Raw genomic sequence first — 25053 nt, forward strand, 5'->3', positions numbered from 1 at the left:
ACTGCGCCTTCGCCTTCAGAGCGTGCGAGTGATTTTTTTAAGTCCCTCGGGGGCGTCGGGATCGAGCCCTCGCAGACGCGCGGCGTGCCAGGCGAGTAGCTGCCCGATCACGGTCGCGGGAATCGGCGCCAGGTACTCAGGTCCCTCCGGGAAGCGGAGTTCCGCTTCGGGGGCGTCGGAAACGCGGCACAGGCGCGCGCCACGGCGCTTGACCTCAGCGCGCAATTCGGCGAGGTCGCTGCGGGTCGGTCCCCGAGCGTCGATGACGAAGACCGGCAGACCGCTTCCCGCCAGCGCGATCGGACCGTGTCGGTAGTCCGCCGAAGAGAACGGCTCGGCGAACACACCCGCGACCTCCTTCAGCTTCAAAGACCACTCGAGCGCCACCGGAAAGCCATAGCCGCGCCCGATCACAGCGCACACGTCCGAGGCGCCAAGCAGTTCCGCCTGCTCGCGCACCTGGGGCGATTGCTCGAGGACTTGATCCACAGCCTCGGGAACTCGGGCAAGAACGTCATCCTCGGCGTCGCCGGCGAAACCCGCGATCAGATGCGCGAGGGCAAAGAGCGTGGTGGTAAAACTGCCGGTTGCGGCCACACTGCGTTCACCCTCCAGCTGAAGCGGCACCACGTGTTGGGCAACCCGGCCCAGACCCGATTCCGGGCAATCCGTGATCGCGACCGTGGAACAACCCTGGCGTGCGGCCTCGGCGAGCACCGAGATCACGTCGGGCGACGCCCCCGATTGTGAGATTGCAATCGCCAACCAGCCGGTCACTCGAGGCGGCCGTTCGTACAGCGTGAACAGCGAAGGCGTGGCCAGAACCACCGGCAGACCGAGCCGGGCACCAAACAGGTATTTGGCGTAGACGGCGGCGTGGTCTGAGCTGCCGCGGGCCGCGATCAGGACCCCCACTGGCCGGAGGTCCGCCAGTTCCCGACCCAGGCGTTGAACCTGCGCTCCCGAAACGGCGCGAAAGCGCTTCAGGACCGCGGACTGCGCCCGGATCTCGTCCGCCAGAACGCTCTCTGACTCAGCTCTGTGCTCACCCATGGCCTTCAGGGTAGGAAATGCCGATCCCGCTGGCGGCTAACCTTGAGAGTAGATACTCTGACAATCATAAGATGGAGTATCGAGTCGACGAAATCGCGCGCGCGGCCGGTGTCAGCGTGGACACAGTGCGCTTCTACCAGGCGCGCGGCTTGCTGCCCGCGCCCGAGCGACGCGGGCGAATCGCCATCTACGGCGAGGATCACCTGGAGCGCCTGCGTCGGATCCGCCAGCTCAACAAACAGGGGTTCACCCTGGAAGCCGTGCGTCGGGTGATCGATCGCCCCGAAGCCGAAACGGCCGACGCGGGACTGCGCGAAGCTCTCCAGGGTGCGCTGGCGGAAGCGGAAGGCGATCGCAGCTACACGCGCAGCCAGCTCGCGGCGAGTTCCGGAGTGCCCGAGATGTTGCTCGAAGTCCTGGATCGCGCCGGGCTGCTGGAACCCGCCCCCAGTGAAGACGAGTCTCTGTACACCGACTCGGATCTGCGCACCGTCGAGTCCGCCAGACTGCTACTCGATCACGGCTTTCCCCTGCACGAGCTCATGCCGCTCGCGCTCGAACACGCCGATCACGTTGCCGAGATAACCGACCGGGCAATCGACCTCTTTGACCGCTACATCCGACACCCCGGTGACGAAGACGAAACCGGGCCTCGCGAGCAGGTGACCGAGGCCTTTCGTCAATTGCTTCCCTCCGTGACGACCCTGGTCGCGCTGCACTTCCAGCGAACGCTGATCCAACGTGCCCGCGCGCGACTCGACGGAAGCGGAGACAGCGAAGCCCTGAAGGCCGCACTCGAAGCCACCGAAGGCCGTCGCCTTCGCGTCTCCTGGGGCAGTTGAACGTGAACGCTCTACCTGCACCGGGTGAAAAGCGCGAGTTCGTGCGCCGCATGTTCGACCGCATTGCCCCGCGCTACGACCTGGTGAACCGCTTGATGACGCTGGGACAGGATCAGCGCTGGCGACGCGAAGCCGTCTCGAGCGCGGGAGTCCGCTCGGGAACGCGCGTGCTCGACCTGGCCAGCGGCACCGGCGATCTGGCCGAACTATGTCGTTCCAGAGGCGCCTCCGTGCTCGCGATGGATCTATCGCAGGGAATGTTGCGGGCCGCTCGCGAGCGCTGCCAGAGCGGTCTGTACGTACAAGCGGATGGCGCGGCCCTGCCCGTTTCTGATGCGTGCATCGATGTTGTGACCTGCGGATTTGCCCTGCGGAACTTCGACCGTCTGGAAGAAACACTCGCGGAATGTGCGCGTGTGCTGGTGCCGGGTGGACGCCTGGTCGTGCTCGAAGTGGACGAACCGCGCTCGGCACTCATGAGGTGGGGACACAATCTGCATTTCAAACGCCTGGTCCCGATGATCGGCGCACTGATCTCGGATGCAGAGGCGTATCGCTATTTGCCGGCCTCCACCAGCTATCTGCCGTCTGAGCCGGAAATCCGCGCACTTCTGGCACATGTGGGTTTTCCGAGCGTCGAGAAACGCGTCAAGCTCTTCGGTTCAGCGCAGATCCTGTTTGCGAAGAGAGCTTGATGTCCACCTTCGAGCTAACGAACTCCTCGACCTCTTCGTCGTCCGGGTACATGGAGGCGTTGAACCGGGGTATTCGCCGCGCACGCGAGCTCGGTCGCTCCGCGATCTTCGTGCAAAGTGAACTGCTCCCCGAGCTACCGAACCTGACCGAGATCTTCGCTGCGGCCGAACGTCGAACCGAGCGGCGCTTCCTGGCAAGCTGCCCTGCGCGGGACTTCGATCTGCTCGCGATCGGATGCTGCGCCGAAGTCGAAGCGCAGACCGTGTCGCAAGCAGAAAACCTCGACGACGCGTGTCGTCGTCTTTTCGGGGAGATCGAGTTCGAGCCGGATGCGGTGCTTCAACCGCAACTGGTCGGCGGGATCGCATTCGACACGAAGACCGTGCGAACTCTCGACTCCGCCTGGCGTCCATTCGGCCTGGCCCGATTCACCTTGCCCGAACTGATGATCTCCAGACGCGACGGCCTCGTGAGTCTGTGCTGGGCGGTGCGCGTATCACCGGACGACGACCCGGATGTACTCGCACATCGCTTCGTCAAACGCTGGGCACAGTTGCTCGAGAAGACGGAAACCGCCGACGCGACGCTCCCCACGCTCTCGGCGCCCGCCGCTGACGGGCTTGACTCGCGCTACGCCGCAAACACCGTTCGCGTTCTGCAGGCGATCAAAGACGGGCGCGCCCGCAAGGTCGTACTTGCGGATCGCGAACGGATCGCGTTGCACGGGCCGCGCCCCATCGCTTCGATCCTGCGCGAACTACGCGCCGCCCACCCGGGTTGCATGACCTACGCTCAGGGTGTCGGAGACAGCACCTTCGTCGGCTCCACGCCGGAGCAGCTCGTGTGCCTGCACGGCGAGGAGATGAGTGCAGCTGCGGTTGCGGGCACCTGTGCCCCGGGTGGCAATCTGCGGGCCTCAGCCAAGGACCGCGACGAACACGCCTACGTCGTGCGTGCGATCAAGACTGTGCTGGCGCAGTTCTGTGATCGCGTGCAGGTTCCGGAGGAACCGGAACTGATCGGTGCCGGACGCGCGCAGCATCTACTCACAGAGCTTCGCGGCCGGATTCACGAAGAGGTGCACATCCTGGATGCAACGGCTCAGCTTCACCCGACCCCGGCCGTCGGTGGCACTCCGCGAGAGGCTGCACTCGATGTGATCCGAGAGATCGAGGACTTTGACCGCGGTTGGTATGCGGGCCCGATCGGCTGGTTCGATGCGCAGGGCCGCGGCGAGATGTGGGTGGCTCTGCGCTGCGGTCTACTCCAGGAGAACTCCGCGCGACTCTACGCGGGGGCGGGCATCGTCGAAGACTCGCAACCGACTACCGAAGCGGCAGAAACACGGCTGAAGCTCTCAGCGCTCAGCGATGCGCTGGAACGCGCGTGCGAGAGCTGAACTTCAGCCTGGCTTTCGCCTGCGCCATCGTCGATGAGTTGGCGCGCTCCGGTGTACGCCGGTGTGTGGTCTCCCCGGGATCGCGCTCCGCACCTCTGGCTCTTGCCTTCGCGGAAAACGCTGAAATCGAAGACTGCTCGGTGCTCGACGAGCGCTCAGCTGGCTTTTTTGCTCTGGGCCTGGCGCGCGCGAGCGACGAGCCGGTTGCACTCGTCTGCACTTCTGGAACGGCCGCCGCCAACTATCTACCGGCCATCGTGGAGGCGCACTACAGCGGAATTGGGCTGATCGCGCTCACTGCAGATCGACCGCCCGAACTGCGCGAGTGCGGTGCAGGCCAGACCATCGATCAAACGGGGCTGTACTCGGGCTACCTGCGATTCTACGCCGAACTGCCGGTACCGATCGCCGACGATCACGTCCTGCGCGCGGTTCGCGCACTATGTGATCGCGCCTGCGCGGCGGCGAACGGCTCGCCGCGCGGACCGGTACAGCTCAACGCCGTTTTTCGCGAGCCACTTGCGCCGCTCGAAAACCCCGAGCAATCGGCGGCGTTGGCGCGGTTGAGTGAATTGGCGCTGCGGGGCCGCGAGGAATCACCACTGGTGCGGGTTTCGGCTTCGGCGCCTCCCATTCCGACACCGGCCGATCTAGATGAGCTGGCGGAAACGCTGCGTTCGGAGCAAGCGGGCTGGCTGGTGGCCGGTCCACTTCCCGAGAATTCCGAACTCCGAGAGGCCATCGCAGAACTATCGCGCGCTCTCGACTGGCCGCTCCTCGCCGAACCACTTTCCCAGCTGCGCTGCGGAATGCACGACCGAGAAAGACTGGTCGATGCCCACGACGCCGTACTGCGCTGCGAGAGCTTTGTCGATGAAAACGCTCCGAGAGTCGTTCTCCGGTTCGGAGATATGCCGACATCCAAAGCCGTGAGGTTGTTTCTCGAACGTCACCCGGAAATCCTGCAGATCGCGATCTGTCCGCACGACTGGCCGGAGCCGACCGCACTTGCAACCCAGCTCGTAAGGGGAGATCCGCTGCGCGTTTCGCGCGAACTCCTGCGGCGCTGCGAGCCGCGCACCTGCAAACAGGGAGAGTTCACGCGCATCTGGTTCGATGCTGGACAGCGAGCACGGGCCACCCTGGATCGCGTTCTGAAACAGACCGATGAGTTGAGCGAACCGGAGACCGTTCGAGCCCTCGCACGGACACTTCCCACCGGGACTCAATTGATCTGCGCCAGCAGCATGCCTGTACGCGACGTCGATGCTTTCTGGCCGTCGAGCGGGAGTGCGGTGCGCTTTGTGGCGAATCGCGGCGCAAACGGCATCGACGGCACGCTATCGTGCGCTCTGGGACACGCCTGCGGTTCGCGCGCACCAAGTGTCTTGCTGATCGGTGATCTGGCACTGCTTCACGACGTGGGCGCTCTCGCGCTGGCCAGGCGAGTCGATGCGAACCTCACGGTCGTGGTGATCGACAACGACGGCGGCGGAATCTTCGAAATGCTCCCGGTTGCAGATGCCGCGAAGCCGCAAGCCTACGAACGCCACTTCGGCACACCGCACGGGCTGCGACTCTCCGAAGTCGTTTCCGGTTTCGGTGTCACTTGCTCCGAGGTTGGAGATGCCAAGGATCTCGAATCCGCTCTCGGGACGGCGCTGGCGCATCCGGGATTGGACTTCCTGATCGTGCGGACGGATCGGAAGCGCAACGCCGCGTTACACCGTGAACTCTCCGAGAGCGTGCGGCAAGCGCTGATACAGGGGACTTGATCGTGGCAGAGCTGAAACTGCGAGACGGACATACCCTGCGCTACGCGGATCTCGGCGCGGGCCCAGTCCTTCTGCTCGCGCACGGATTCACCGGTTGTGGCCGCACGTGGGGATCGGAACTGCTCGACACTCTCGCGCGTGCGCATCGCGTCCTGGTTCCCGACCTGATCGGCCACGGGGACTCTTCGCCCTGCGAGGAAGCGAAACGCTACGAACTCAGCGAAAACGCGAACGACCTGGTCGAACTGCTCGATACCTGTGGCGTGCAACAGGCCACATGGATCGGCTACTCGATGGGCGGACGCGTCGCTCTGGGTGCTGCGACGCGTTTTTCCGAACGCATGTCCGGGTTGATCCTGGAAGGCGCATCCCCAGGACTGGCCGATCCGGAAGAACGCGCCGCACGGGTGCACTCCGATGAAGAACTCGCGCGCCGAATCGAGACTGAGCCCCTGTCCAACTTCGTCGACTTCTGGATGGGTCTGCCGCTATTCGCCTCGCAGAAGAGAATCGGTGCCCGGCGCCTGCTCGAAGCGCGCGAACAGCGTCTGCACAACTCGCCCCGAGCGCTCGCGGCGTGCCTTCGCGGGCTCGGCACGGGCCAGCAGCCGTCCTTCTGGGACCAACTCGACCAGGTCGACCTGCCCGTGCTCTTGCTGGCGGGCGAAGAAGATCCGAAGTTCCGCGAGATCGGCGCGCAGATGTGCAGCGCGCTTCCGGACGCGCGCCAGAAGATCGTGCCGCGAAGCGGTCATACGACGCATCTGGAGCATCCCGAAGCCTGGTTGAGCGAAGTGTGCGAGTTCGTCGCGAGCGACGCTTCGCGTAGGTCCCTGTGAGCGCGAGCACCTCGGACAGCGGACCTCCGTCTGCTCTCGAAGTCTGGGGGTTGGCCATCCGGCCGCGGACGCTGGGTGCTTCACTCGTTCCGGTACTCGTCGGTTGTGCGGTCGCGTGGGCGGAAGCTGGCTTCTCCAGCGCCGTCGCCTTCGTCTGCGGGCTCGCAGCGCTCTTGCTTCAGATCGGCACGAACCTGGCCAACGATGCGATCGACTTTTCCCGGGGTGTCGACACCGAGGCACGGATCGGCCCCACGCGTGTAACCCAGGCGGGCCTTCTGAGTCATCGCCAGGTGACGGTCGGTGCCGCGATCTCCTTCGCACTCGCCGTCGCATGCGGGACGTATCTGGTCTCGATCGGTGGCTGGCCGATCTTCTGGATCGGCCTCGCTTCCGTCGTCGCAGCCGTCGCCTACTCGGGAGGACCTTTTCCGCTGTCGACACACGGACTCGGGGAAGTCGCGGCCTTTGTGTTCTTCGGTGTGATCGCAGTAACAGGGACGAGTTTTCTGCACACCGGTTCGCTCTCGGGTCTGGCTCTGCGCGCCTCGGTTCCGGTCGGTCTTCTGGTTACCTGCATCATGCTGGTCAACAATCTGCGCGATATCGAAAGCGACTCGCCAGTCGGCAAGCGCACACTGGCCGTACGACTCGGGGCCGCCCGGACACGAGTGCTCTACGCACTCTTGATCGGGATGGCGTTTTCTGCGCCGCTCGTGCTGGTGCTTCCCGTTCAGGGTTCGATCCCACCGGCCGCGGCCTGGCTGAGTCTGCCGCTGGGGATTCAGCTGATCCGACACGTACGCGACGCTCGGACCGGTCCCGAGTTCAATCTGCTCCTTGCCCACACTGCGCGCCTGCACAGCGTCTTCGGCCTGCTCTGGGCACTGGGAATCGCATTTTGAAGCTGGAACAGATCGAGTTTGAGCCCGTTCGGTATTCGCTCCGGCTTCCGCTGAGGACTGCGAAGGAGAACATCGAGGAACGCTGCGGGTTCCTGGTGCGGATCCGCGACGCTGACGCGGCGAGTGGATGTGGTGAGGCCCTTCCGCTGCCGAGTGCGGGCACGGAATCGCTCGAGAAGTGCGTGCGCTCGCTCGAGGAGGCGCGCACCGCGCTTCGCGGACAGCGCGCGTCTTTCGACGAGATACTGGATGAACTGGAGAAGCGTTGGCCGCATGCACCGGCTGCGCGATGCGCACTCGACGTAGCGCTTCACGATCTGGAGGCGCGCAAGAAATCCCTTCCGCTGGCGGCCCTACTCGCAAGAACTCCGCGCGAGCGGGTCGCAGTCAACGCATTGGTCTCCGCGCAGGACCTCGCCGCCACCGTTCGCTCCTGCAGTGAGGCGGCTCGACGCGGCTATCGAACCCTGAAGCTGAAGCTGGGAACGAATCTGGAAGCCGACGTCAAGCGACTCCGAGCCGTCCGTGAAACCCTGGGCCCGAAGATGCGCTTGCGCGTCGATGCCAATGGTAGCTGGAGCTTCGCTCGAGCCCGCAAGGCACTCGAAGTCCTGGCCCCTCTGGTCGAACTGATCGAACAACCGCTGGCCGCCACAGAACGGACGGATGCGAAACGTCTGTACGCTGCGAGCTCCGTACCCCTGGCAGCCGATGAGTCCCTGGCGCGTGAAGAGGGACGCGCGGATCTGCTCGGCGGCCAGAGCGCACACATCGCGGTATTGAAGCCGATGGTTCTCGGCGGTCTGCGCGCGAGTGCGCGTCTGGCCAGAGCCGCGATGCGCGTGCAGGTCCGCAGCTTCGTCACCACGACACTCGACGGACCGGTCGGCACCGCAGCCGCCTTGCACCTGGCCGCAGCCGTCGGCGACGCGACGCTCGCGAGCGGTCTCGACTCCAGTACGACCCTGAATATCCAGTTCCCGGACTTCCTCACGACGAGGAACGGCGAGCTTCGCATCCCTTCGCTCCCGGGCCTGGGATTAGAGACAGGGAATTGACAGACTTCACTCGCTGGACGGGTGCGCGCCCGGCCGGCCGTGCTGAACACCTGGCCCTGATCACACCCGAGTTCACCTGGACGTACGCGCGACTTGACCAGCGCGCGCGCTCTCTGGCTTGCAAGCTGCGCACGCTGGGTGTGCGCAGTGGTGATCGGGTCGCCGTGTTGCTCGGAAACGATCCGTTGCTCGTCGAACTCCTGCACGCCCTTCCGGGCCTGGAGGCGACGCTCATTCCACTCAACACGCGGCTCCTCGCCGGCGAGTTGCGCGAGCTGCTCGAAGACTCCGGATCAACGCTGCTGATCTCTTCTGCCGAATACGCACAGAGCGCTTCCCTGGCGGCTCGGGAAGTCGACGGCCTGATCGCAATCGACGCGCAGAGCCTGCACTCGACGATCGAGACTCCGGGTCCGTTCTGCGACGCGCCGGACCCGTCCATGGATCAGGCGATCCTGTTCACGTCCGGAACGACGGGCCGAAGCAAAGGCGTGCGACTCAGCCTGGCCAATCAATTGGCAAGTGCGAAGGCTTCGGCAGAACGACTCGGAGTGTGTGAGGACGATCGCTGGCTCTGCGCGATGCCGCTGTATCACGTCGGTGGTCTGGCAATTGCACTTCGCAGTGCAATCTACGGAACGACGATGCTGCTACACGAGCGCTTCGAAGCGGAAGCCGTTGCGCGCGCTCTGGCTGAAGATCGAGTCCGAATCGTCTCTCTCGTACCCACGATGCTGCAACGCGTGCTCGAGATCGATTCCGGGTTCGAGACGCCCCCAGCTCTTCGGGTCGTTTTACTGGGCGGCGGACCGATCCCGGCGCCTCTGCTCGCCACTTGTCGCGAACGAGGTATTCCGGTCGCTCCTACCTACGGGTTGACGGAGGCCGCTTCACAGGTAGCAACGCTCGCACCCTCGGAGGGCGACCCCTCCGAAAGTGCAGGCCGAGCTTTGCCCGGCGTCGAAATCCAGATCGTCGACGACGAAGGCAAAGAACTTCCGCCGGACACTGCGGGGGAAATCCGGGTACGCGGACCGCAGGTCATGTCGGGCTACCTCGATCGACCCGATGCGAACGCGAGGGTTCTACGCGAGGGCTGGCTCTACACCGGCGACGTGGGGATGCTCGATCGGAGCAGATTTCTGAGCGTGCTCGAGCGCCGCACCGACCTGATCGTTTCTGGCGGCGAAAACGTGTATCCAGCGGAAGTCGAATCCGTTCTGCTCAAACACCCGCAGGTGCGAGAGGTGGGAGTGATTGCGCGTGCAGATCCGCACTGGGGCCAGCGCGTGCACGCCGTCGTCGTGCTACGCGACCGGGCGAGTTTCGACTCGAGCGAGCTGGAACGCTGGGCGCGAGCACGGCTTGCGGCGTTCAAAGTACCGCGTAGCTTCGAAGTCGCGACTGAACTTCCGCGAACTGCATCGGGCAAGCTGAGGCGTAGGGAGTTGCGACGACGCCAGGATCAGAGCATCTGATCAGGTAGCCGGGCGATCGTCGCGCGCCTGACGAAAGAGACGTTCGATCAGCTCGGGTTCGGCCGGCGGGTGCTTCAATAGCTCCAGATTGCTTTCGATATGCCCGGGTTCGCGCATCCCCACCAATGTGGTCGTGACCGTCGGCGTGCTGCGAGCGAACTGCAGACAGCACTGCGCATCGGTCGTGCACTCGGGGAAGCTCTGGGTCAAAAACTCGGGCAGCCCCCGCACCGCACGCCCGCGCGCGAGCGGCGCGATCGCAAATACGGCGGTCCCCGTCTCGTTCAGCGTATCGAAGACACCGGTGGAGTTTCCGAAAGGCACGAATTGCGTATCGCCTCCCTTGGCTTCTCCGAGGGCCACGCTGTAAGGCACCATGATGCCCCGCAGGTGGTGGTCGGGACCACCCACCTCGAGGGCCGCGTCGAAGACATCGACGATCGAGAGATGTCCGCGCTCGTCGTGCGGGAGCAGCAGACCGTTCCATGTAGCCAATCCGTAGCTGGCAATCGCACCCGAACTCACCGCACCCTCGAGTGCCTCGAAGCACTCGCGCAGGAGCAGGGAAAACTCGCTGGGACCGCGGGCGTGCAGGTGTAGTTCCGGCTCCTCGATGCAGTACAGGTCGATCGTCTCGAGGCGCAGATTCGCGCGACTGCGCTCGACCTGGTCCAACAGGAAGCGGGGATTCATGGCGTGAATCCCGTTGACGGTCTCACGGGGATCGATGAGCCCGGTGTCCACGTAGGTTTCGATCAGATAGCGATGCCCACCGCGGGCCGCGGCGGGGCTGTCCGGGTCGACGGTCAGGTAGCCGCCCTTGCTGATCACGAAGATCTCGTCGCGCTGTATCTCTCCCCGGGCGAAGACGCGTTCGAGCGCACTGCCCAGTGTTCGTTCACTCGACTGCATGCGATAGGCGGGCGCGCTATCGAAGACATTGATGCCACCGTCGAGCAACATCGGCACAGCCGTCCGGTACAGCATGTCGTCGACCCCGCCTGGCTCCCCGGGTTTCGTCCCCAGACCCAGTGAAGACAAGCTCAGTCGATCCGGAGTGCGGAAGTGACCGGGCAGATGCGGAAAGCGCTCCGCGAATCGACGTGTACCCGCGGGAGTCGCTCTCCCGGGTGTCCATGGCTGGGTCGGCATCGGAGCCAGACTAACCCGCGATCGCCGCGACTGCACGAGATGACTCGCCGGGCAAGTTCGTGCAGGATAAGTGGAGACGCAGGTCGAGGAGGGAGCATGGAGTTCAGTCTGGGACAGGTTTTCGAGGTCATCGCAGATGCGGTACCCGAGCGCGAGTGCATCGTCTGGCAGGATCGTCGCCTGAGTTACGCCGACGTGAATCAGCGCACGAACCGGCTGGCGAACTATTTGAACAGCACGGGACTCGGCCTGCGCAAGGGACGCGGTGAACTGGCCAACTGGCAATCGGGCCAGGATCACGTCGCCCTCTACATGTACAACTGCAATGAGTACCTCGAGAGCATGATCGCGAGTTACAAGTCGCGCACCGTGCCCTTCAATGTGAATTACCGCTATGTCGAGGAGGAACTGATCTACCTGCTGCGCGACGCGGGATCGCGCGCCATCGTGTACCACGCCAGCTTCGCCCCGACTCTCTCGAAGATCCGCTCCGATCTTCCGGATCTGCAGGTGCTGATCCAGGTGGCCGACGAGTCCGGTGAAGCTCTCTTGCCAGGTGCGATCGACTACGACACCGCCCTGGCTTCGTCCTCGCCGGAGAAGCCCGAGAACGAGACCTCCCCCGACGATCTGTACATCCTGTACACGGGAGGAACGACCGGCATGCCCAAGGGCGTGTTGTGGCGCCAGGGCGAGATCCTGGTCGCCGCACTCGGCGGCCGGACCTCAGATGGCGCCGTGATCACCGACCTCGAGACCTTTACCGAACGCGCCCAAAAGAAGGCGCAACGCTCCCTGCCCGCCCCGCCGATGATGCACGGTGCCGCGCACTGGTCGTCCTTTTTCGCCTTCCACAACGGCGGTACCGTCGTGATCCAGGAAGACACGGTTCGCCTCGATCCCGACGACCTGCTCTCTACGATCGAGCGCGAAAAGGTGACTTCGATGCTGATCGTGGGCGATGCATTCGGTCGGCCCCTGATCGACCAGTTGCGCAAGAAGAGCTACGACCTCTCGAGCCTGCGGGCCATCGTCACGGGCGGGGCCGCACTGAACGCTTCCTTGAAACAGGAATTGCTCGAGCTGATTCCCCATCTGATGATCGTCGACAGCGTGGGTTCTTCGGAAACCGGTTCGCAGGGCACGAACATCAGCACGAGGCAATCCGGAGCCTCGACCGGCTCTTTCAAACTGGCCCCCGATGCGTGCGTTCTCGACGAGGGCCTGACCCGCCTCTTGAAGCCGGGCGACTCCGAACTCGGCTGGTTCGCCCAGACCGGACGCGTTCCACTGGGATACCTGGGTGACCAGGCGAAGACTGAGCGCACCTTTCCCAGCGTCGACGGTGTGCGTTACTCGGTCCCGGGGGACCGAGCCGGAATTCGCGCCGACGGAATCCTGGAACTGCACGGCCGCGATTCAGTGACGATCAACTCCGGCGGTGAGAAGATATTCGCCGAAGAGGTCGAGCACGCGCTGAAGGCACACAGCGCGGTCTACGACGCCGTAGTCTGCGGCCGACCCAGTGAGCGTTGGGGCAATGAAGTCGTGGCGATCGTGAGACTTCGCGACGGTGTGGGCGCGAGTGAAGAAGAGTTGCTCGAAGAATGCTCGCGACACATCGCTCGCTACAAGTTCCCCAAGTGCTTCATCTTCCGGGACGAAATCCAGCGCAGCCCGAGCGGCAAGGCGGACTACCGCTGGGCCAAAACTGTGGCGCTCGAAGAGAGTTCCTGACTAACTGGCGCGCATGCGTTCGAAATAGGCCTTGGATTCCGCGCTGCCGACGCCGCGCAATTCCATCTCTTCGGCCACCTGGAAGAGCGCGCGACGAAAGTGCTGCTCCTGTTCGGAATCGGGAAGCTGAAGACTGGCGATCGAATCGCTCGCACCCCAGACGCTGGAGGCGCCCAGGTCCTCCCAGAAGCCGTCGATTCGCATCTCTTCACGCGCCGCCAGCGAACGCATCTGCGTCGCGTGGATCGGGTGGCCGGATCTGCTCAGCAGTTCCGCAATCGTCTCGAGCGGAAGCATCTCAGGGCCAGCCCGGGCTCGATTCTTCTAGGATGCGCCACTGGCCATCCGCACTCGGCCCCACGACGAAGTAGACAGGCAAGCGCTCCCGAGAAAACGCGGTGGCCCGCATCGCGCGAATGCGCACCGTTTCGCCGCTGACTTCATAGCTCACATCGCGATACGTCATGAAATCGCCCTGGTAGCTCGCCCGCTTGATGCTGTGGCGGATCTCAGGCTTGTACTCGGCACCGCTGAAAGCCCGTACTTCTTCGTCCTGGCGTTTCAATTCGATGCGTGCCGCGATCGAATAGCAGTCCGTGAGCGATGGATCCAACTGTTCGCCGCGCTTCTGACAGATCGCGAAGAGTCGCTCGGCGATCTCCTGAGGCGCTTCACCCGGTTCGACCTGGACCGGACTCGCGACCTCCTGGTCGACACGTTCCCTTGCGAACTTGCTCTGTCCGGCCTGATTCCAGCGGGGGATCGTCACCGGAAGCAGGAGCGTATCGGCGACAAAGCTGAACGGGAAATCGATCACTCCCAGGCTGACCATGAACATCGACAGGTTCAAGACACCGCTCCCGACGAAGGTCAGATTGCGACGCGTACCGCTGTAGATACTCGGTCCGTCATAAGCCGGATCGCCGAAAGTCTCGAAGGTCTGGCAGCCGCTGAGCACGAGCAGACTAGCGAGAATCCAGAAGATTGCCTTGCGTTGAAACATGACAGCGAAACCTACCATCGGCGGACCTTCAGCGCCCGAGCAAGGATGCATCCATCCCGAGCCGGTGTGCCAGAAACGCCTGGAGATCCGCGGCCTCTTCTATGCGCTTGGCCGTGGGTTTCCCGGCCCCGTGTCCCGCTTCGACTGCGATGCGAATCAGCGCGGGTGTACCCGGAACCTGGGCGGCCTGGAGCGCGGCGGCGAACTTGTAGCTGTGTGCCGGGACCACTCGATCGTCGTGATCGGACGTGTGGATCAAGGTCGCCGGATAGCGCGTGCCCGGCCTGAGCCGATGCAGTGGCGAATACGCGTATAGAAACGGGAACTCTTCGGGGTCATCGGAGGACCCGTATTCGGCAGTCCAGGCCCAGCCGATCGTGAACTTGTGAAAGCGCAGCATGTCCATCACCCCGACTCCCGGCAGGGCTGCGGCGAAGAGGTCCGGTCGCTGCAGCATCACGGCCCCCACGAGAAGCCCGCCGTTGCTGCGACCCGAGATCGCGAGCCGCGACGGATCCGTGTATCCGTTCGCGATCAGATACTCCGCAGCTGCGATGAAGTCATCGAAAACATTCTGCTTGTTCGCCTTCATCCCGGCGCGATGCCATTGCTCGCCGTACTCTCCCCCACCGCGCAAGTTCGGCAGGGCCACTACACCTCCCATCTCCATCCAGACGATATGGGTCAGCGAGAAATAGGGGGTGACGGAGATATTGAATCCGCCGTAACCGTTCATCAGCGTCGGGTTGCGGCCGTCTCGTACCAGGCCTTTCTTGTGGACGAGAAACATCGGCACGCGAGTGCCGTCCTTGCTGCGAAAGAACACCTGATTGGCCTCGAAGGCTTCGGGATCAAAGTCGACCTGTGGTGCTTTGAAGAGCGTCGTCTCTCCAGTCGATACATCGTGCCTGTACAGCGTCCGCGGGCGCGTCTGACTCGTGAACGCGAAGAAGGTCTCGGAGTCGCCGGATTCACCTCGAAACCCGCCAGCCGTGCCGAGACCGGGCAGTTCCAGCTCACGTTCGAGGTTTCCCTTCGTGTCGTATACGAACACGCGACTGCGGGCATCGGCCAGGTAACTGGCGATCAGGCGATCTCCCACACGTCTGACCGCACGCAGGGTGTGATCGTTCTCTGGAATCAGGACGCGCCAGTTCTCTGGTTCGGGTGCGCGCGTGTCGATCGCCACGACCCGACCCCGAGGCGCATTCAAATTCGTCATCACCCAGAAGACAGGCCCGTCGTTGTCGATGAACGAGTAACGGGCATCAAATCCGTTCAGAAGCTCGATCATCTCGCCATCGGGTAACGTGCGATCCCGGTAGAACAGTCCATTGTCGCGCTCGCCTTCGGGGCGCGCCCAGATCAACAGGTAGCGATCGTCTTCGCTCACCCTGGGACTGAGGAGCCAGCGACGGGCATCGTCGCGCCGATAGACCCGCTCATCACTGGACTGCGCTTGACCGAGGCGATGAAAGAAGACCTCGTGGGAGGGATTCTCCGCCGCGAGAGCCTCGCCCTCAGGCGGCGCCTCGTAACGCGAGTAGTAGAAGCCGGAAGAATCGCGGGCGAAACTCGCACCTGTGAACTTGAGCCAGTCCAGACGATCCGGAAGATCACGGCCCGTCTCGACATCGCGCACGTGCCAGGTACTCCAGTCCGAACCTGATTCCGATAAACCGTAGGCCAGGTGGCGACCGTCGGGACTGACCGCATAGCCGGCCAACGCGATAGTACCGTCGTCCGAAAGTTCGTTCGGATTGAGTAGCACGCGCGCACGACCCCCGAGTGTTTCGGCGACGTAGAGCACGCTCTGGTTCTGCAAACCGTCGTTGTGCGAGTAGAAGTAGCGCTCACCTTCGCGAAACGGCAGGCCGAAACGTTCGAAGTTCCACAACTGCGTCAGGCGCTTTTCGATCGGATCGCGCTGCGGAAGACTGCGCAGGTGAGCAAAGCTCAGTTCATTCTGAGCGCGGATCCAGTCTCGGGTCTCGTCGCTATCGAGTTCTTCGAGCCAGCGATAGGGATCGGCTACCCGCGTACCATGATAGTCGTCGACCGTTTCAGACCGGCGCGTGAGTGGGTAGTCGAAATGCGGGCCCGCGCTCGGAAGCAGCGCACACGCGAGAACCAACGCGGCGATACAGGCAAAGAGTGCCGACCGGATCAGGAATCCGCCCCTTCTGTCTGCGCGCTGACGATCCAGGCGGCCGAATCGAGATGCACGCCATCAGCTCTGGCGGAGCCCTCGAGAGCACGACTCACCTCGTTTCGAACCGCCTCGCGCACCTCGGGTGTGGACTCGCGCATGGCTGCGCTGAGCGGGCCGATATTCAGCAGGAAATCCGTCGCCTGATCGAGATCGGTCCCGACGGTCAACTCGCGCTCGACGGATTCGATTTCGATCGCGCGAAATCCCGCAGTCTCGAGGATGCTGCGAACGCGATCCGGATCCGCAAAGGCAAAAGGTCCGGGTGCACCCGGCTTCGGGGGCGTTGGAGGTGGAAGGTGCTTGAAACCGGCCATCATGGGTTCACGCATCCAGGCATTGCGCGCGATTCCCTGCCAGCAAACAAACGCGACGCGCCCGCCAGGTACGAGCGCGTTGCGAAGATTGGAAAAAGCCGCGTCGGGTTCGGCAAAGAACATCACACCGAAACGCGAGAACAGAAGATCGAAGCGCGGATTGTCGAAGCGATGCGTCTGCCCGTCCGCTTGCAGGAAGTCCGCGTTGGTCAGCCCAGCAGCGCTGCAGCGCTCGCGTGCACGTGCGAGCATGGGCGAGGAGATATCCAGACCGAGGACTTCACCCGCATCTCCGACGCGCTCACCCAGCAGTGCTGACATCTGTCCGGTACCGCAGCCGACATCGAGTACGCACTCACCCGAGATGACCCGTGCGCGGTCGAGGGCTTCCATCCCCAGAGGCAGGATCAACGCGTCGAGATCCTTCTGTTGCTCGACCCACTTGAGACCCGCTTGCTTGTTCCAGTACTCGATCTGCTCGGCGTTGGGACCATCTGCTTTCATAATCACTTCCTCCTCATCAGCGCGAGTCTATCCCACCGTCGGCGGATTCGGCGAGATCTCGAGAATCGTAATCCCCCCAGGAACCCGAGCGACGGCCGCGAAGCTTCAGGATCGGGATTTCGGGCGGCACATCGATGCGCACGGGCATCACGCTCAGGCCGATTCCCGTCGCCACGAAGAGGTGCCGGCCGTCTTCGACGATATGGCCCCTCACGTAGCGCTGCCCGTACCTCGAAGTGACCGTCACTGCCCCGAACAGCGGAAAGCGCACCTGACCGCCGTGGGTGTGTCCCGCAACCGTGAGACTGGCTCTCGCTGGAATCTCGGGAAAGAGATCGGGGTTGTGGGTCATGGCCAGAACGGGCGCACCGTCATTCACGCGCGAAAAGGCGCGCTCGATATTGTGCGGCGCGCGCCACAGATCGCTGATACCGACGATCCAGAGGCCCAATCCATCCACTTCGATGCGCGCCGACTCGTCGTTCAAGACGTTCAAAGGGTGCTTCAAGAGTTCGCGTCGAATCAGACCACCGCCGGAGGCCCAGTCCTCATTCCCCAGAACGATGTAGGTGCCCAGCGGTGCCGAGAGTTGCGCGAGAATGGCCGTCCAGTCCTCGATCGGCACGGGGGTCGAAAAGGGAATCCTGCCCACGACCATATCGCCCGTGATCAGGACCAGGTCCGGCGCTGCTGCGTTCGTCCACTCGACGATCCGTTTCAACTGGTCGATCCCGTTATGCGGTGAACCGACGTGCAGATCCGCCAGCAGTGCAACGCGCAGACCGTCGAGTGCAGGGGGCCAGTCGGGGATCTCCAGGGCGTACTCGCGGACGCGCAGGGAACGCGGCTCGAGGTAGAAGCCCCAGATTCCCAGCGAGACGAGGGACCCCAGGAGCAGGAGAGTGGCGATGAGCATCCAGTGGCGGCGCACGATGTGCAGACGATACCGGGTAGCCGGTCGATTCGCGGTTTTCGTTGCCGAGGGGCCTTGCCCACTCTTGACGAGAATACGAATAAAAAGCGAAACTCTTTCCATGAGATCGAGGGCGGAAGCGCAAATCCAACAGAGCGGGCCTGATACACCCACTCTTTTTCCCGCGAACCCGCATGCGCGGGAAGAACAGCCACCCGGCCCCCCCGAAAGAACCGAACAGATCATGGAGGTTCTTCGAGAAGCCGGACTGGCGGGTCGAGTTCGCGTCGGTGCCCCCCTCCCCCTGGCAGGGGGAACCGCACCGTCGATCTTGGAACGTTCGAAAACAACCAACCCAGGGACGGAGGAGTCGTTCCCCCCGGACGACCTCCTCCGTCCCATTGAACGACTCGGTCAGGGACGACTGATCGAGATCGTGGGCGAGGTTTCATCCGGTCGAACTTCCCTGGCCTATCGCGTCGCCGCGGGCGCCACTGCGCGCGGCGAACTGGTGGGCTGGATCGATTTGCCCAATTCCCTCGATCCGCGCTTTCTCCTGCGCTCCGGTGTGAACTTGAAAAACGTGCTCTGGGTGCGACCGCCCCAGGTTCGCGCCGCACTGCGTTCCGCTGAACTCATGCTCAAGACCGGCTTTGCCCTGGTGACGATCGATCTGGAGGGAGCCCCCCGGCCCGAGATCGATCGACTCGGAACCCCCATCTGGTCGCGTCTGCTGCGCGCAGTGCGCGAGTCACGCACAACCGCCATCGTGCTCGGGCCCACTCTGGCGGCGGGCGCGTCTTCGACGCTCGGCCTGCACACCCGACGTGCGCGAGCGATCTTCGACGAGGGTCTCTTCGAAGGTCTCGAAGCGGAGACCACCGTACTGCGCAATCGCACCGGCCCCGACGGCCAGAGCGTGCCCTTCCAGATCCGGCACCGACCGGAATCCCGAGTCGCCTGCTCGTGAGATATCCGGTCCAGAAGCCTGGACCCTAGACCACCGATTCCCGCACGCGCTTGCTCAGGTCGATCTTCTTTGCACCGAACTTTTCCTGTAGCGCGATGTAGTTGTTCGCTCGGGCGAATACCGCCTCACTCGCGGTAATCGGCACCAACCAGACGAAACGGATCGTGCGCTCCGGATCGGAGCACCACTCGAACTCCGGGCCCAGCGCATCGGCAAGACAGACCAGTAGATGATCGGCGCTCGCTCCCGGGAGCCAGGGTTGGCCGATCTCGAGCACCTGTCCCAGCGAAATCGGGTAGCGCGGGTCTGCGTGCAGATGCGCGACCATGGCAACCAGTTTCGTCACCAGCGAGTCCTCGTGCTCGGCCAGCATGAAGAACTCAATTCCATAGCCATCTTCCATGGGCTCGGTGGCCGCACCCGCCGAGATGTAGATCCATGGCATCTCCGCTTCGGGTGGCGCGACGCGCACCACACCCAGGTCGACGATGTTCTCCACGATCCCACCCTGACCCCATTTCTGGGACTCGACTGTGCGCTTTGGCCAGCAGGTTTCGGCGTGTTCGAGCACGGTCTGCAAGAGCGGGTTCGGCATGCGCGGAGCCTACCAGAGTCGCGCTCCGATATGCGTCGCTGGATGGATCGAAGTGCGATGTGTTGGCCGATCCGGGCCTCCCAATCCGCGGTCGTGCTTCCCCGGCCGGCTAGGCGTCTGCCTGATAGGGTGGAGCTGGGTAGTACTCCATGAAGCGTTGAACCTGGCGTGCGTGCTCGGCACCGTAGATCTGGCCGACGACCCATAGTGACATATCGATACCGGCCGACACGCCGGCGGCGGTAACGAGATTTCCATCGCGCACGTAGCGCACGTCTTCCTTGACCGTCACATCCCCTCGCTCGCGCAGAGCTTCGATGAAGCTCCAGTGTGTAGTCACGTTCTTGCCTCTGGCCACACCCGCTTCGTGCAATAAGAGCGTACCCGTACAGACGCTGGTCACCCACTGGCAGTCCACTGCTGCTTTGCGCAGGTAGTCGATCAGTGTGGCGTTGTTCGCCTGTTCGCGACTACCCATACCACCGGGTACGACCATTACATCGAGAGGCGGTGCGTTGCCGAAATCGTAGTCGGGAACGACGGTCAGGCCGTTCCAGGCGCGGACAGGATCGTGCTCCGCGATACTCACCACCCGGTTTCCATCTTCGTTCTTTCCCGCCATGCCGAAGACTTCCAGCGGCCCTACAAAATCCAGTTCTTCCATTCCTTCGTAGAGAATGATCCCCGTCGTAATGCCCATCCGGACTTTTCTCCTGTTCAGATCGCGCAGCGCTCGACCGTTCCCGTTGGCACTTCGGGCACAGTTGACCGGTCTCGCGCAAGACCTTCAACGCGCTCGGGAATGGCGCCTGCCTTCAGCCAGAATCGCCCAGCGTTCATGGTCTCGCCAGCGCCCCCCGACCTTCAGATAGCGGTATGAAAAGCCCTCGCGCTGAAAACCGCTGCGTTCAACCAATGCGATCGAGCGTTTGTTCACCGGCTGGATATTGGCTTCCAGTCGATGAAGCTTGAGTTTCTCAAATGCCCGTTCGATCACGAGTTCGAGCCCTTCCGCCATCAGACCCTTGCCTTCGAATGGCGCCAGTGCGTAATAGCCGAGAAAACCGCTCTGTAGACCCCCTCGCACGATCTCGTTGATGTTGATAATGCCGACGATCGCACGCGTCTCCAGCGAGCACACCAGATAGCCTTCGTGTGAGCTTCGACGCAGTCGCTGTAGATAGGCGTCGAACGCGGATCGGGTACTGGGCGCATAAACGAACGGACGATGCTGTTTGCGACTGCGGCACACGGCTGCGGTGAACTCGCTGCGATCTCCCGCCATGGGATGGCGCAGAAAGACCCGCTCTCCCACTGCGAGGGCCGTACGCGGAGGAACCGCCGCCCTGCGCATCATGCGTCCCCCGCGAGTACCGCGCTGAGGCGCTGCGAGATCTCCTGCAGGCGCTCGGGCTCCCCGGCGACGCGAGTAGACAACGCCAGTGTTCCGCCCACGTTTCGCGGCATGAGATGCATGTGATAGTGGAAAACCGTCTGACCGGCCGCCGCACCGTTGAGTTGGAATACACCGAGTCCATCGGGTTCGAGTTCCCGACGGATCGCCGCCGCAACGCGAACGGAAACGCTTGCGACCGCTGCGATTGCAGCTTCGCTGGCTTCAAAGATATCGCCGAAATGTTCTTTCGTGATCAGAAGAGTATGTCCGTCCGTCACCGGGAAGATGTCCATGAATACGAGCACGAGGTCGTTTTCGTACACACGGTGAGAAGGTGCGTCCCCGCTCACGATACGGCAGAAAATACATCCGTCTTGCCGGTGCATAAAGTTCTCCAGAAGAGCAAAACAATCGATCGATTCTAGCGGAGATCGTGGTAGACTCCGCCGAGGTGAGCGGACCGTGGGACGCTCGGAGTTCTTCCTACAATGATTGCTACGGGGACCGCCACTGACGACGAGAGAGCAAGCCACGATGCGCGATCCCGGGGTTTTCGAATCCCGAGACGAGTAACGAGGAAGCCCAGAGTCGCTATGTGGTCACCCACCTACTTTGTGTAGGGTTAGAACTCCGAGAAGCCCACAGTCCCGCTCACCGGTCTACCGCCCATTCTAGCGGTACCCCTCCACGACGGGACGACGCGGAAGCTTCCAGAACAGCGCGTCGCAGGCTGTGCGTACCTCATCGGGAAGTTCGAGATCCGGTGCGGCGAGCGACGCATCGAGTTGCTCGACGCGGCTCGCACCGATGATTGCCGAGCTGATCCCCGGTTGAGCGAGCACCCAGGCGACGGCCGTCGTCACCAGATCGAGCCCGTGTTGCTCGACGGTCTTGGCGAGTTCGTGCACCAGATCGAACTGCGCATCCTGCCAGTAGCGCCACTGGTACATCCTGGCGGCCGTACCGAGCGTGAAACGCGTACCGTCCTCGGGCGCATCGCCCTTGCGGTATTTGCCGCTCAGGAAGCCACCGGCAAGAGGATTGTAGGCCAGCAAGCCGAGCCCCTGATCGCGACACATGGGCATGAGTTCAGTCTCGATCTCGCGGTAGAGAAGGTTGTAGCGCGATTGCATCGAGTCGTAGCGCGCCAATCCCAGGCGTTCACTCGTGGCGAGCGCGTCTGACAGGCGCCACGCGGGGTAGTTGGAGCATCCGAGATAACGAACCTTGCCCTGGCTCACGAGATCGTCGAGCGCGCGCAGTGTTTCTTCGATCGGCGTATCGGGATCAAAGAAGTGAGTCTGGTACAGATCGATCACATCGGTCTGAAGCCGCTTCAGACTCCCTTCGACCGCCGCCAAGATGTGCTGCCGGGACAGTCCCTGATCATTGGGACCGGGCCCCATGGAGCCACGGCACTTGGTCGCGAGCAGCACGCGCTGACGATTGCCGCGTTCACGCATCCAGCGGCCGATGATCTCTTCGGTTCGGCCAACAGTTTCGAGGGTGCCACCGAGCGGATAGACGTCCGCGGTATCGAGAAAGTCGACTCCCGCCTCGAAGGCGCGGTCGAGCATCTCAAAGGATGCTGCCTCCTCGGTCTGCAGACCGAACGTCATGGTTCCCAGACAGAGCACGGGAACGCGAAGTCCCGTGCGTCCCAGTCGCCGTTGTTCCACGAGCCACCCCCTCTGATCGAGATCAGGAAGTCTTTAGCGCGTCCGCCGGGCTACTGGTCGGTCGAATCCCCGCGATCGGGGTTTCTGTAGGAATCTGCGTCGGCTCTTCCGGGACCGGATCCATTACGGCGACCTTCAGCGCGCTCAAGCGCTCCAATTTTTCGGTCTGTGTGCGCAAATCGTCGCATACGAGTTCGTGCTCGGCGCGAAGCACCATGTACACCTTGTCGAGGTTGTCGGCGCGCTTCCTGTGGCGTAGCTCGTCTCGCTTTGCCTTGGCGGCCGCCTTCTCTGCCCGTTTCTCGGCGGCTTGCGCCCGTTCGGCTTCGGCGCGCAGCGCATCGAGCTTCTCGATCGAAGTGTCGTCTGCGAGAGGGCGCGACGCTCGTTCCGCCTTCAGGGCCTGCAATTCCGCGTCGGTCGCGGCAGACTTCTCGCGCGCGGCAACCAGTTCAGCGCGGGCGGATTCGAGGTCTTTGTTCAGAGTCCGCAGCCGAGCCCGCTCCTCGAGCAGTTCGGTCTGGATGCGCCCAACCTGCTCACCCGCACCATCCTGCTCGGCTCGGCTCTGACCGGCGCGTTTCTTCAGCTTGTCGACCCGCTTGCGCAGTTCGACAATCTCCTGGGCGCGACCCTTCTGCGCATCACCGCGCTCCTGTTCGCGCTTGCGCCCCGCCGCGATCTCTTCGCGCGCAACTCCGAGTTCCGCCTCGAGCGCACCCACACGCTCGGCTTCGGAACGAAAGCGCTGCAAAAAGAGCACGGCCGCGGTACCGGCTGCGACGGCCACGATCCAGGCGAATAATGATCCAAGCATCGACTACATTTATCACGAATCGTCCGGGATGCGGGAAATTCCGTCAGCGTGGTAGTCTTCGCACCGGCAGAACTGGGGGAGAACTGCTTGGAAAAGCGCAGCATCATCGCAACAATCGCGGCTCTCATCGGCGGCACTTCGCTTCTTGCAGCAGCGGCGGGTCCGATTTGCGCCCAACTCAGCCTGCTTTCGCCCTACTCCGCCTTCTGGCTCTTCGCCGTGGGTGTCGCGCCGGGCGGCCTGCTCGCTCTGCTGCTGGGCATCACTGCACTCTTGCACACACGGGCCGCGTCCGGACGAACGGGTCGCGGCCTCGCGTGGACGAGCACGCTGCTCGGTGTCTTGTTGCTCGGCGTGCTGCTCGGCTCGATCGGCGGCAGTGCCGGAGCTCCGACGATCCACGACGTGACGACCGACATCGAGACACCCCCGGAGTTCGGTGCTGGGGCCCGAGGCGGGGAAGGCCGAGTCAACGGCTTGCGGTACCCGGACGGCGGCTCCGACGTACCTGAGCTTCAGCGCGCAGCGTATCCCGATCTGAAGCCGATCGAGGTGCCCTGGGAAGGCATCATCGCATTCGAACGCGCCCGGGAAGTGGCCGAAGATCTCGGCTGGGAGATCACGCACGCGCGCAAGAGCGCGGGGCGGATGGAGGCAAAGGATGTCTCGAAGGTCTTCAAGTTCGTCGACGACATGGCGATCCGGATCACCTACATCGACTACAGGTCATCGCTGGTCGATATTCGCTCGAACTCACGTGTCGGCCTGGGCGATATGGGTGCAAACGCGGCACGTATCCGTCGGTTCCGCGACGGGTTGATCGAGAGGGCGAATCAGTAGCGCGTTCTTCTGCCGGACTGCCTACCCTCAACGCCCCTCGAAACTGGGCTTCTTCTTGTTCAGGAAGGCACCTACGGCTTTGACGAAGTCCTCGCTTCGAGCGGTGCGCATCATCGCCTCTGCTTCCAGATCCATGATGTCGGGCAGGCTGGCGGTGAGTGCCAGATTGAGATTGCGCTTCATATAGCGGTACGAGAGCGGTGGGCCCTCGACCAGACGTTGCACGAAAGCCGCCGTCTCTTTGCGGAATGTGTCTGAGCTGAACACGCGTGTGACGAGTCCGATGCGCAGCGCTTCCTCGGCATCGACACGATCCCCTAGCATGTACAACTCGCGCGCCTTGGCCGTTCCGAGCAATTTGGTCATGAAGTAGGAACCGCCGAAATCCCCCGAGAATCCGATGCGTGCGAATGCCGTCGTAAAGACCGCATGCTCGGCGGCCAGGCGAAAGTCGCAGGCCATGGTCATCGAAAGCGATGCGCCCGCAGCTGCTCCGTTGATGGCGGCAACCGTGGGTTTGGGCATGGTGTGCAGAAGGTGTGAGGACTCCTGGAAGCTCTGCAACTGGTCGATCGACTGCTCCAGCGTCACCGCACCGCCCATCACATCGCCACTCGTTGAATCTTTGGGCGGGTCGAGGTCTGCACCGGCCGAAAATGCCCGGTCTCCAGAACCCGTGAGCAGTACGGCACGGATTTCGGGGTCGGTCGCGACTTCGCGCAACCGATCCCGCAGGGCGATCATCAGCTCGGTCGTCAGTGAGTTCATCCGCTCTGGGCGGTTGAGCGTGAGCGTTGCCAGGCCGTTCTCTCGAGAAACCAGGACTGTATCGGACATTTAGACTCCTCTTGGCCGAGCTACGGCTGTGCTCGCAGT

25 protein-coding genes are annotated in these 25053 nt (G+C 63.2%); 11 read left to right on the forward strand and 14 right to left on the reverse strand.

Features of this window, described 5'->3' with window-relative positions:
• Positions 1 to 15: 15 nt before the first annotated feature.
• A complete protein-coding gene (locus GY725_12140; GenBank protein ID MCP4004935.1) occupies positions 16 to 1053 on the reverse strand; it encodes an SIS domain-containing protein in 1038 nt (345 codons plus the stop codon).
• A gap of 71 nt (positions 1054 to 1124) precedes the next feature.
• On the opposite strand from GY725_12140, the gene GY725_12145 reads away from it, so the two are divergent.
• From GY725_12145 to menE, 8 genes are read left to right on the forward strand one after another with little or no spacing between them, the layout of a single operon-like run.
• Entirely contained in the window at positions 1125 to 1895 is a 771-nt protein-coding gene (locus tag GY725_12145; protein ID MCP4004936.1) for a MerR family transcriptional regulator, read from the forward strand.
• Positions 1896 to 1897: 2 nt separating this feature from the next.
• Positions 1898 to 2590 (forward strand): ubiquinone/menaquinone biosynthesis methyltransferase, encoded by a 693-nt coding sequence (locus GY725_12150; GenBank protein ID MCP4004937.1) that lies wholly within the window; start codon positions 1898 to 1900, stop codon positions 2588 to 2590.
• Positions 2590 to 3990, forward strand: coding sequence for an isochorismate synthase (locus tag GY725_12155; GenBank protein MCP4004938.1), 1401 nt, complete (start codon positions 2590 to 2592; stop codon positions 3988 to 3990). The genes GY725_12150 and GY725_12155 overlap by 1 nt, the downstream gene beginning before the upstream one ends.
• Positions 3978 to 5765 (forward strand): 2-succinyl-5-enolpyruvyl-6-hydroxy-3-cyclohexene-1-carboxylic-acid synthase, encoded by a 1788-nt coding sequence (gene menD / locus GY725_12160; protein MCP4004939.1) that lies wholly within the window; start codon positions 3978 to 3980, stop codon positions 5763 to 5765. The genes GY725_12155 and menD overlap by 13 nt, the downstream gene beginning before the upstream one ends.
• 11 nt (positions 5766 to 5776) lie before the next feature.
• Positions 5777 to 6604 carry a 2-succinyl-6-hydroxy-2,4-cyclohexadiene-1-carboxylate synthase gene (menH, locus tag GY725_12165; protein MCP4004940.1) on the forward strand — a complete coding sequence of 276 codons (828 nt, stop codon included), beginning with the start codon at positions 5777 to 5779 and terminating at the stop codon, positions 6602 to 6604.
• Complete coding sequence (locus tag GY725_12170; protein MCP4004941.1) at positions 6601 to 7509, forward strand: 1,4-dihydroxy-2-naphthoate polyprenyltransferase; 909 nt, start codon at positions 6601 to 6603, stop codon at positions 7507 to 7509. Before menH ends, GY725_12170 begins: the two co-directional genes overlap by 4 nt.
• Entirely contained in the window at positions 7506 to 8567 is a 1062-nt protein-coding gene (locus GY725_12175) for an o-succinylbenzoate synthase (protein ID MCP4004942.1), read from the forward strand. Before GY725_12170 ends, GY725_12175 begins: the two co-directional genes overlap by 4 nt.
• Positions 8564 to 10045, forward strand: coding sequence for an o-succinylbenzoate--CoA ligase (gene menE / locus GY725_12180; protein MCP4004943.1), 1482 nt, complete (start codon positions 8564 to 8566; stop codon positions 10043 to 10045). The genes GY725_12175 and menE overlap by 4 nt, the downstream gene beginning before the upstream one ends.
• On the opposite strand, the gene GY725_12185 is transcribed toward menE, so the two are convergent.
• Positions 10046 to 11197 (reverse strand): aldo/keto reductase, encoded by a 1152-nt coding sequence (locus GY725_12185; protein ID MCP4004944.1) that lies wholly within the window; start codon positions 11195 to 11197, stop codon positions 10046 to 10048. It abuts the gene before it with no gap.
• 96 nt (positions 11198 to 11293) lie between these two features.
• Between GY725_12185 and GY725_12190 the strand changes: the two genes are divergently transcribed.
• Positions 11294 to 12934: an acyl-CoA synthetase gene (locus GY725_12190; protein MCP4004945.1), complete on the forward strand. Its 1641-nt coding sequence runs from the start codon at positions 11294 to 11296 to the stop codon at positions 12932 to 12934.
• On the opposite strand, the gene GY725_12195 is transcribed toward GY725_12190, so the two are convergent.
• Genes GY725_12195 through GY725_12215 form a run of 5 tightly spaced genes read right to left on the reverse strand, consistent with a single transcriptional unit; the run spans position 12935 to position 17898 of the window.
• The gene (locus GY725_12195; GenBank protein ID MCP4004946.1) at positions 12935 to 13231 is read right to left on the reverse strand and encodes a hypothetical protein; all 297 of its coding nucleotides are present in this window, start codon (positions 13229 to 13231) and stop codon (positions 12935 to 12937) included.
• 1 nt (position 13232) lies between these two features.
• A complete protein-coding gene (locus tag GY725_12200; GenBank protein MCP4004947.1) occupies positions 13233 to 13937 on the reverse strand; it encodes a YceK/YidQ family lipoprotein in 705 nt (234 codons plus the stop codon).
• Positions 13938 to 13965: 28 nt separating this feature from the next.
• The gene (locus tag GY725_12205) at positions 13966 to 16053 is read right to left on the reverse strand and encodes a S9 family peptidase (GenBank protein MCP4004948.1); all 2088 of its coding nucleotides are present in this window, start codon (positions 16051 to 16053) and stop codon (positions 13966 to 13968) included.
• Positions 16054 to 16103: 50 nt separating this feature from the next.
• On the reverse strand, positions 16104 to 16967 hold the full coding sequence (locus GY725_12210) for a class I SAM-dependent methyltransferase (protein ID MCP4004949.1): 864 nt from the start codon (positions 16965 to 16967) through the stop codon (positions 16104 to 16106).
• Between the two features lie 16 nt (positions 16968 to 16983).
• Positions 16984 to 17898 carry a metallophosphoesterase gene (locus GY725_12215; protein MCP4004950.1) on the reverse strand — a complete coding sequence of 305 codons (915 nt, stop codon included), beginning with the start codon at positions 17896 to 17898 and terminating at the stop codon, positions 16984 to 16986.
• 226 nt (positions 17899 to 18124) lie between these two features.
• Between GY725_12215 and GY725_12220 the strand changes: the two genes are divergently transcribed.
• Positions 18125 to 18850: a hypothetical protein gene (locus GY725_12220; GenBank protein MCP4004951.1), complete on the forward strand. Its 726-nt coding sequence runs from the start codon at positions 18125 to 18127 to the stop codon at positions 18848 to 18850.
• Between the two features lie 25 nt (positions 18851 to 18875).
• On the opposite strand, the gene GY725_12225 is transcribed toward GY725_12220, so the two are convergent.
• The 6 genes from GY725_12225 to GY725_12250 form a co-directional block, all read right to left on the reverse strand.
• Positions 18876 to 19445, reverse strand: coding sequence for a suppressor of fused domain protein (locus GY725_12225; protein ID MCP4004952.1), 570 nt, complete (start codon positions 19443 to 19445; stop codon positions 18876 to 18878).
• 109 nt (positions 19446 to 19554) lie between these two features.
• Positions 19555 to 20139, reverse strand: a complete 585-nt coding sequence (locus tag GY725_12230) for a DJ-1/PfpI family protein (protein ID MCP4004953.1) — start codon at positions 20137 to 20139, stop codon at positions 19555 to 19557.
• 93 nt (positions 20140 to 20232) lie between these two features.
• Positions 20233 to 20799, reverse strand: a complete 567-nt coding sequence (locus tag GY725_12235) for a GNAT family N-acetyltransferase (GenBank protein MCP4004954.1) — start codon at positions 20797 to 20799, stop codon at positions 20233 to 20235.
• Positions 20799 to 21227 carry an HIT family protein gene (locus GY725_12240; GenBank protein ID MCP4004955.1) on the reverse strand — a complete coding sequence of 143 codons (429 nt, stop codon included), beginning with the start codon at positions 21225 to 21227 and terminating at the stop codon, positions 20799 to 20801. The genes GY725_12235 and GY725_12240 overlap by 1 nt, the downstream gene beginning before the upstream one ends.
• Positions 21228 to 21512: 285 nt before the next feature.
• Positions 21513 to 22460: an aldo/keto reductase gene (locus GY725_12245; protein ID MCP4004956.1), complete on the reverse strand. Its 948-nt coding sequence runs from the start codon at positions 22458 to 22460 to the stop codon at positions 21513 to 21515.
• 82 nt (positions 22461 to 22542) lie between these two features.
• Positions 22543 to 23337, reverse strand: a complete 795-nt coding sequence (locus GY725_12250; protein MCP4004957.1) for a hypothetical protein — start codon at positions 23335 to 23337, stop codon at positions 22543 to 22545.
• 87 nt (positions 23338 to 23424) lie between these two features.
• Here GY725_12250 and GY725_12255 point away from each other — a divergent pair, with 87 nt between their 5' ends.
• A complete protein-coding gene (locus tag GY725_12255; protein ID MCP4004958.1) occupies positions 23425 to 24177 on the forward strand; it encodes a DUF1499 domain-containing protein in 753 nt (250 codons plus the stop codon).
• 27 nt (positions 24178 to 24204) lie between these two features.
• Here the strand turns inward: GY725_12255 and GY725_12260 are convergent, their stop codons facing one another.
• Positions 24205 to 25014 carry an enoyl-CoA hydratase gene (locus GY725_12260; protein ID MCP4004959.1) on the reverse strand — a complete coding sequence of 270 codons (810 nt, stop codon included), beginning with the start codon at positions 25012 to 25014 and terminating at the stop codon, positions 24205 to 24207.
• Positions 25015 to 25053: the final 39 nt, after the last annotated feature.

The sequence above is a fragment of the bacterium genome, assembly GCA_024226335.1.
In the GTDB taxonomy this organism is placed as follows: Bacteria; Myxococcota_A; UBA9160; order SZUA-336; family SZUA-336; genus JAAELY01.

Excerpts from the sequence above, each read along its gene's own strand:
- GY725_12260 (MCP4004959.1), bottom strand. The coding sequence starts at position 25,014 with ATGTCCGATACAGTCCTGGTTTCTCGAGAGAACGGCCTGGCAACGCTC.
- GY725_12155 (MCP4004938.1), top strand. The coding sequence starts at position 2,590 with ATGTCCACCTTCGAGCTAACGAACTCCTCGACCTCTTCGTCGTCCGGG.
- GY725_12140 (MCP4004935.1), bottom strand. The coding sequence starts at position 1,053 with ATGGGTGAGCACAGAGCTGAGTCAGAGAGCGTTCTGGCGGACGAGATC.
- GY725_12245 (MCP4004956.1), bottom strand. The coding sequence starts at position 22,460 with ATGACGTTCGGTCTGCAGACCGAGGAGGCAGCATCCTTTGAGATGCTC.
- GY725_12185 (MCP4004944.1), bottom strand. The coding sequence starts at position 11,197 with ATGCCGACCCAGCCATGGACACCCGGGAGAGCGACTCCCGCGGGTACA.
- GY725_12190 (MCP4004945.1), top strand. The coding sequence starts at position 11,294 with ATGGAGTTCAGTCTGGGACAGGTTTTCGAGGTCATCGCAGATGCGGTA.
- GY725_12195 (MCP4004946.1), bottom strand. The coding sequence starts at position 13,231 with ATGCTTCCGCTCGAGACGATTGCGGAACTGCTGAGCAGATCCGGCCAC.
- GY725_12145 (MCP4004936.1), top strand. The coding sequence starts at position 1,125 with ATGGAGTATCGAGTCGACGAAATCGCGCGCGCGGCCGGTGTCAGCGTG.
- GY725_12250 (MCP4004957.1), bottom strand. The coding sequence starts at position 23,337 with ATGCTTGGATCATTATTCGCCTGGATCGTGGCCGTCGCAGCCGGTACC.
- GY725_12210 (MCP4004949.1), bottom strand. The coding sequence starts at position 16,967 with ATGAAAGCAGATGGTCCCAACGCCGAGCAGATCGAGTACTGGAACAAG.
- GY725_12220 (MCP4004951.1), top strand. The coding sequence starts at position 18,125 with ATGGAGGTTCTTCGAGAAGCCGGACTGGCGGGTCGAGTTCGCGTCGGT.
- GY725_12200 (MCP4004947.1), bottom strand. The coding sequence starts at position 13,937 with ATGTTTCAACGCAAGGCAATCTTCTGGATTCTCGCTAGTCTGCTCGTG.
- GY725_12240 (MCP4004955.1), bottom strand. The coding sequence starts at position 21,227 with ATGCACCGGCAAGACGGATGTATTTTCTGCCGTATCGTGAGCGGGGAC.
- GY725_12235 (MCP4004954.1), bottom strand. The coding sequence starts at position 20,799 with ATGCGCAGGGCGGCGGTTCCTCCGCGTACGGCCCTCGCAGTGGGAGAG.
- GY725_12225 (MCP4004952.1), bottom strand. The coding sequence starts at position 19,445 with ATGCCGAACCCGCTCTTGCAGACCGTGCTCGAACACGCCGAAACCTGC.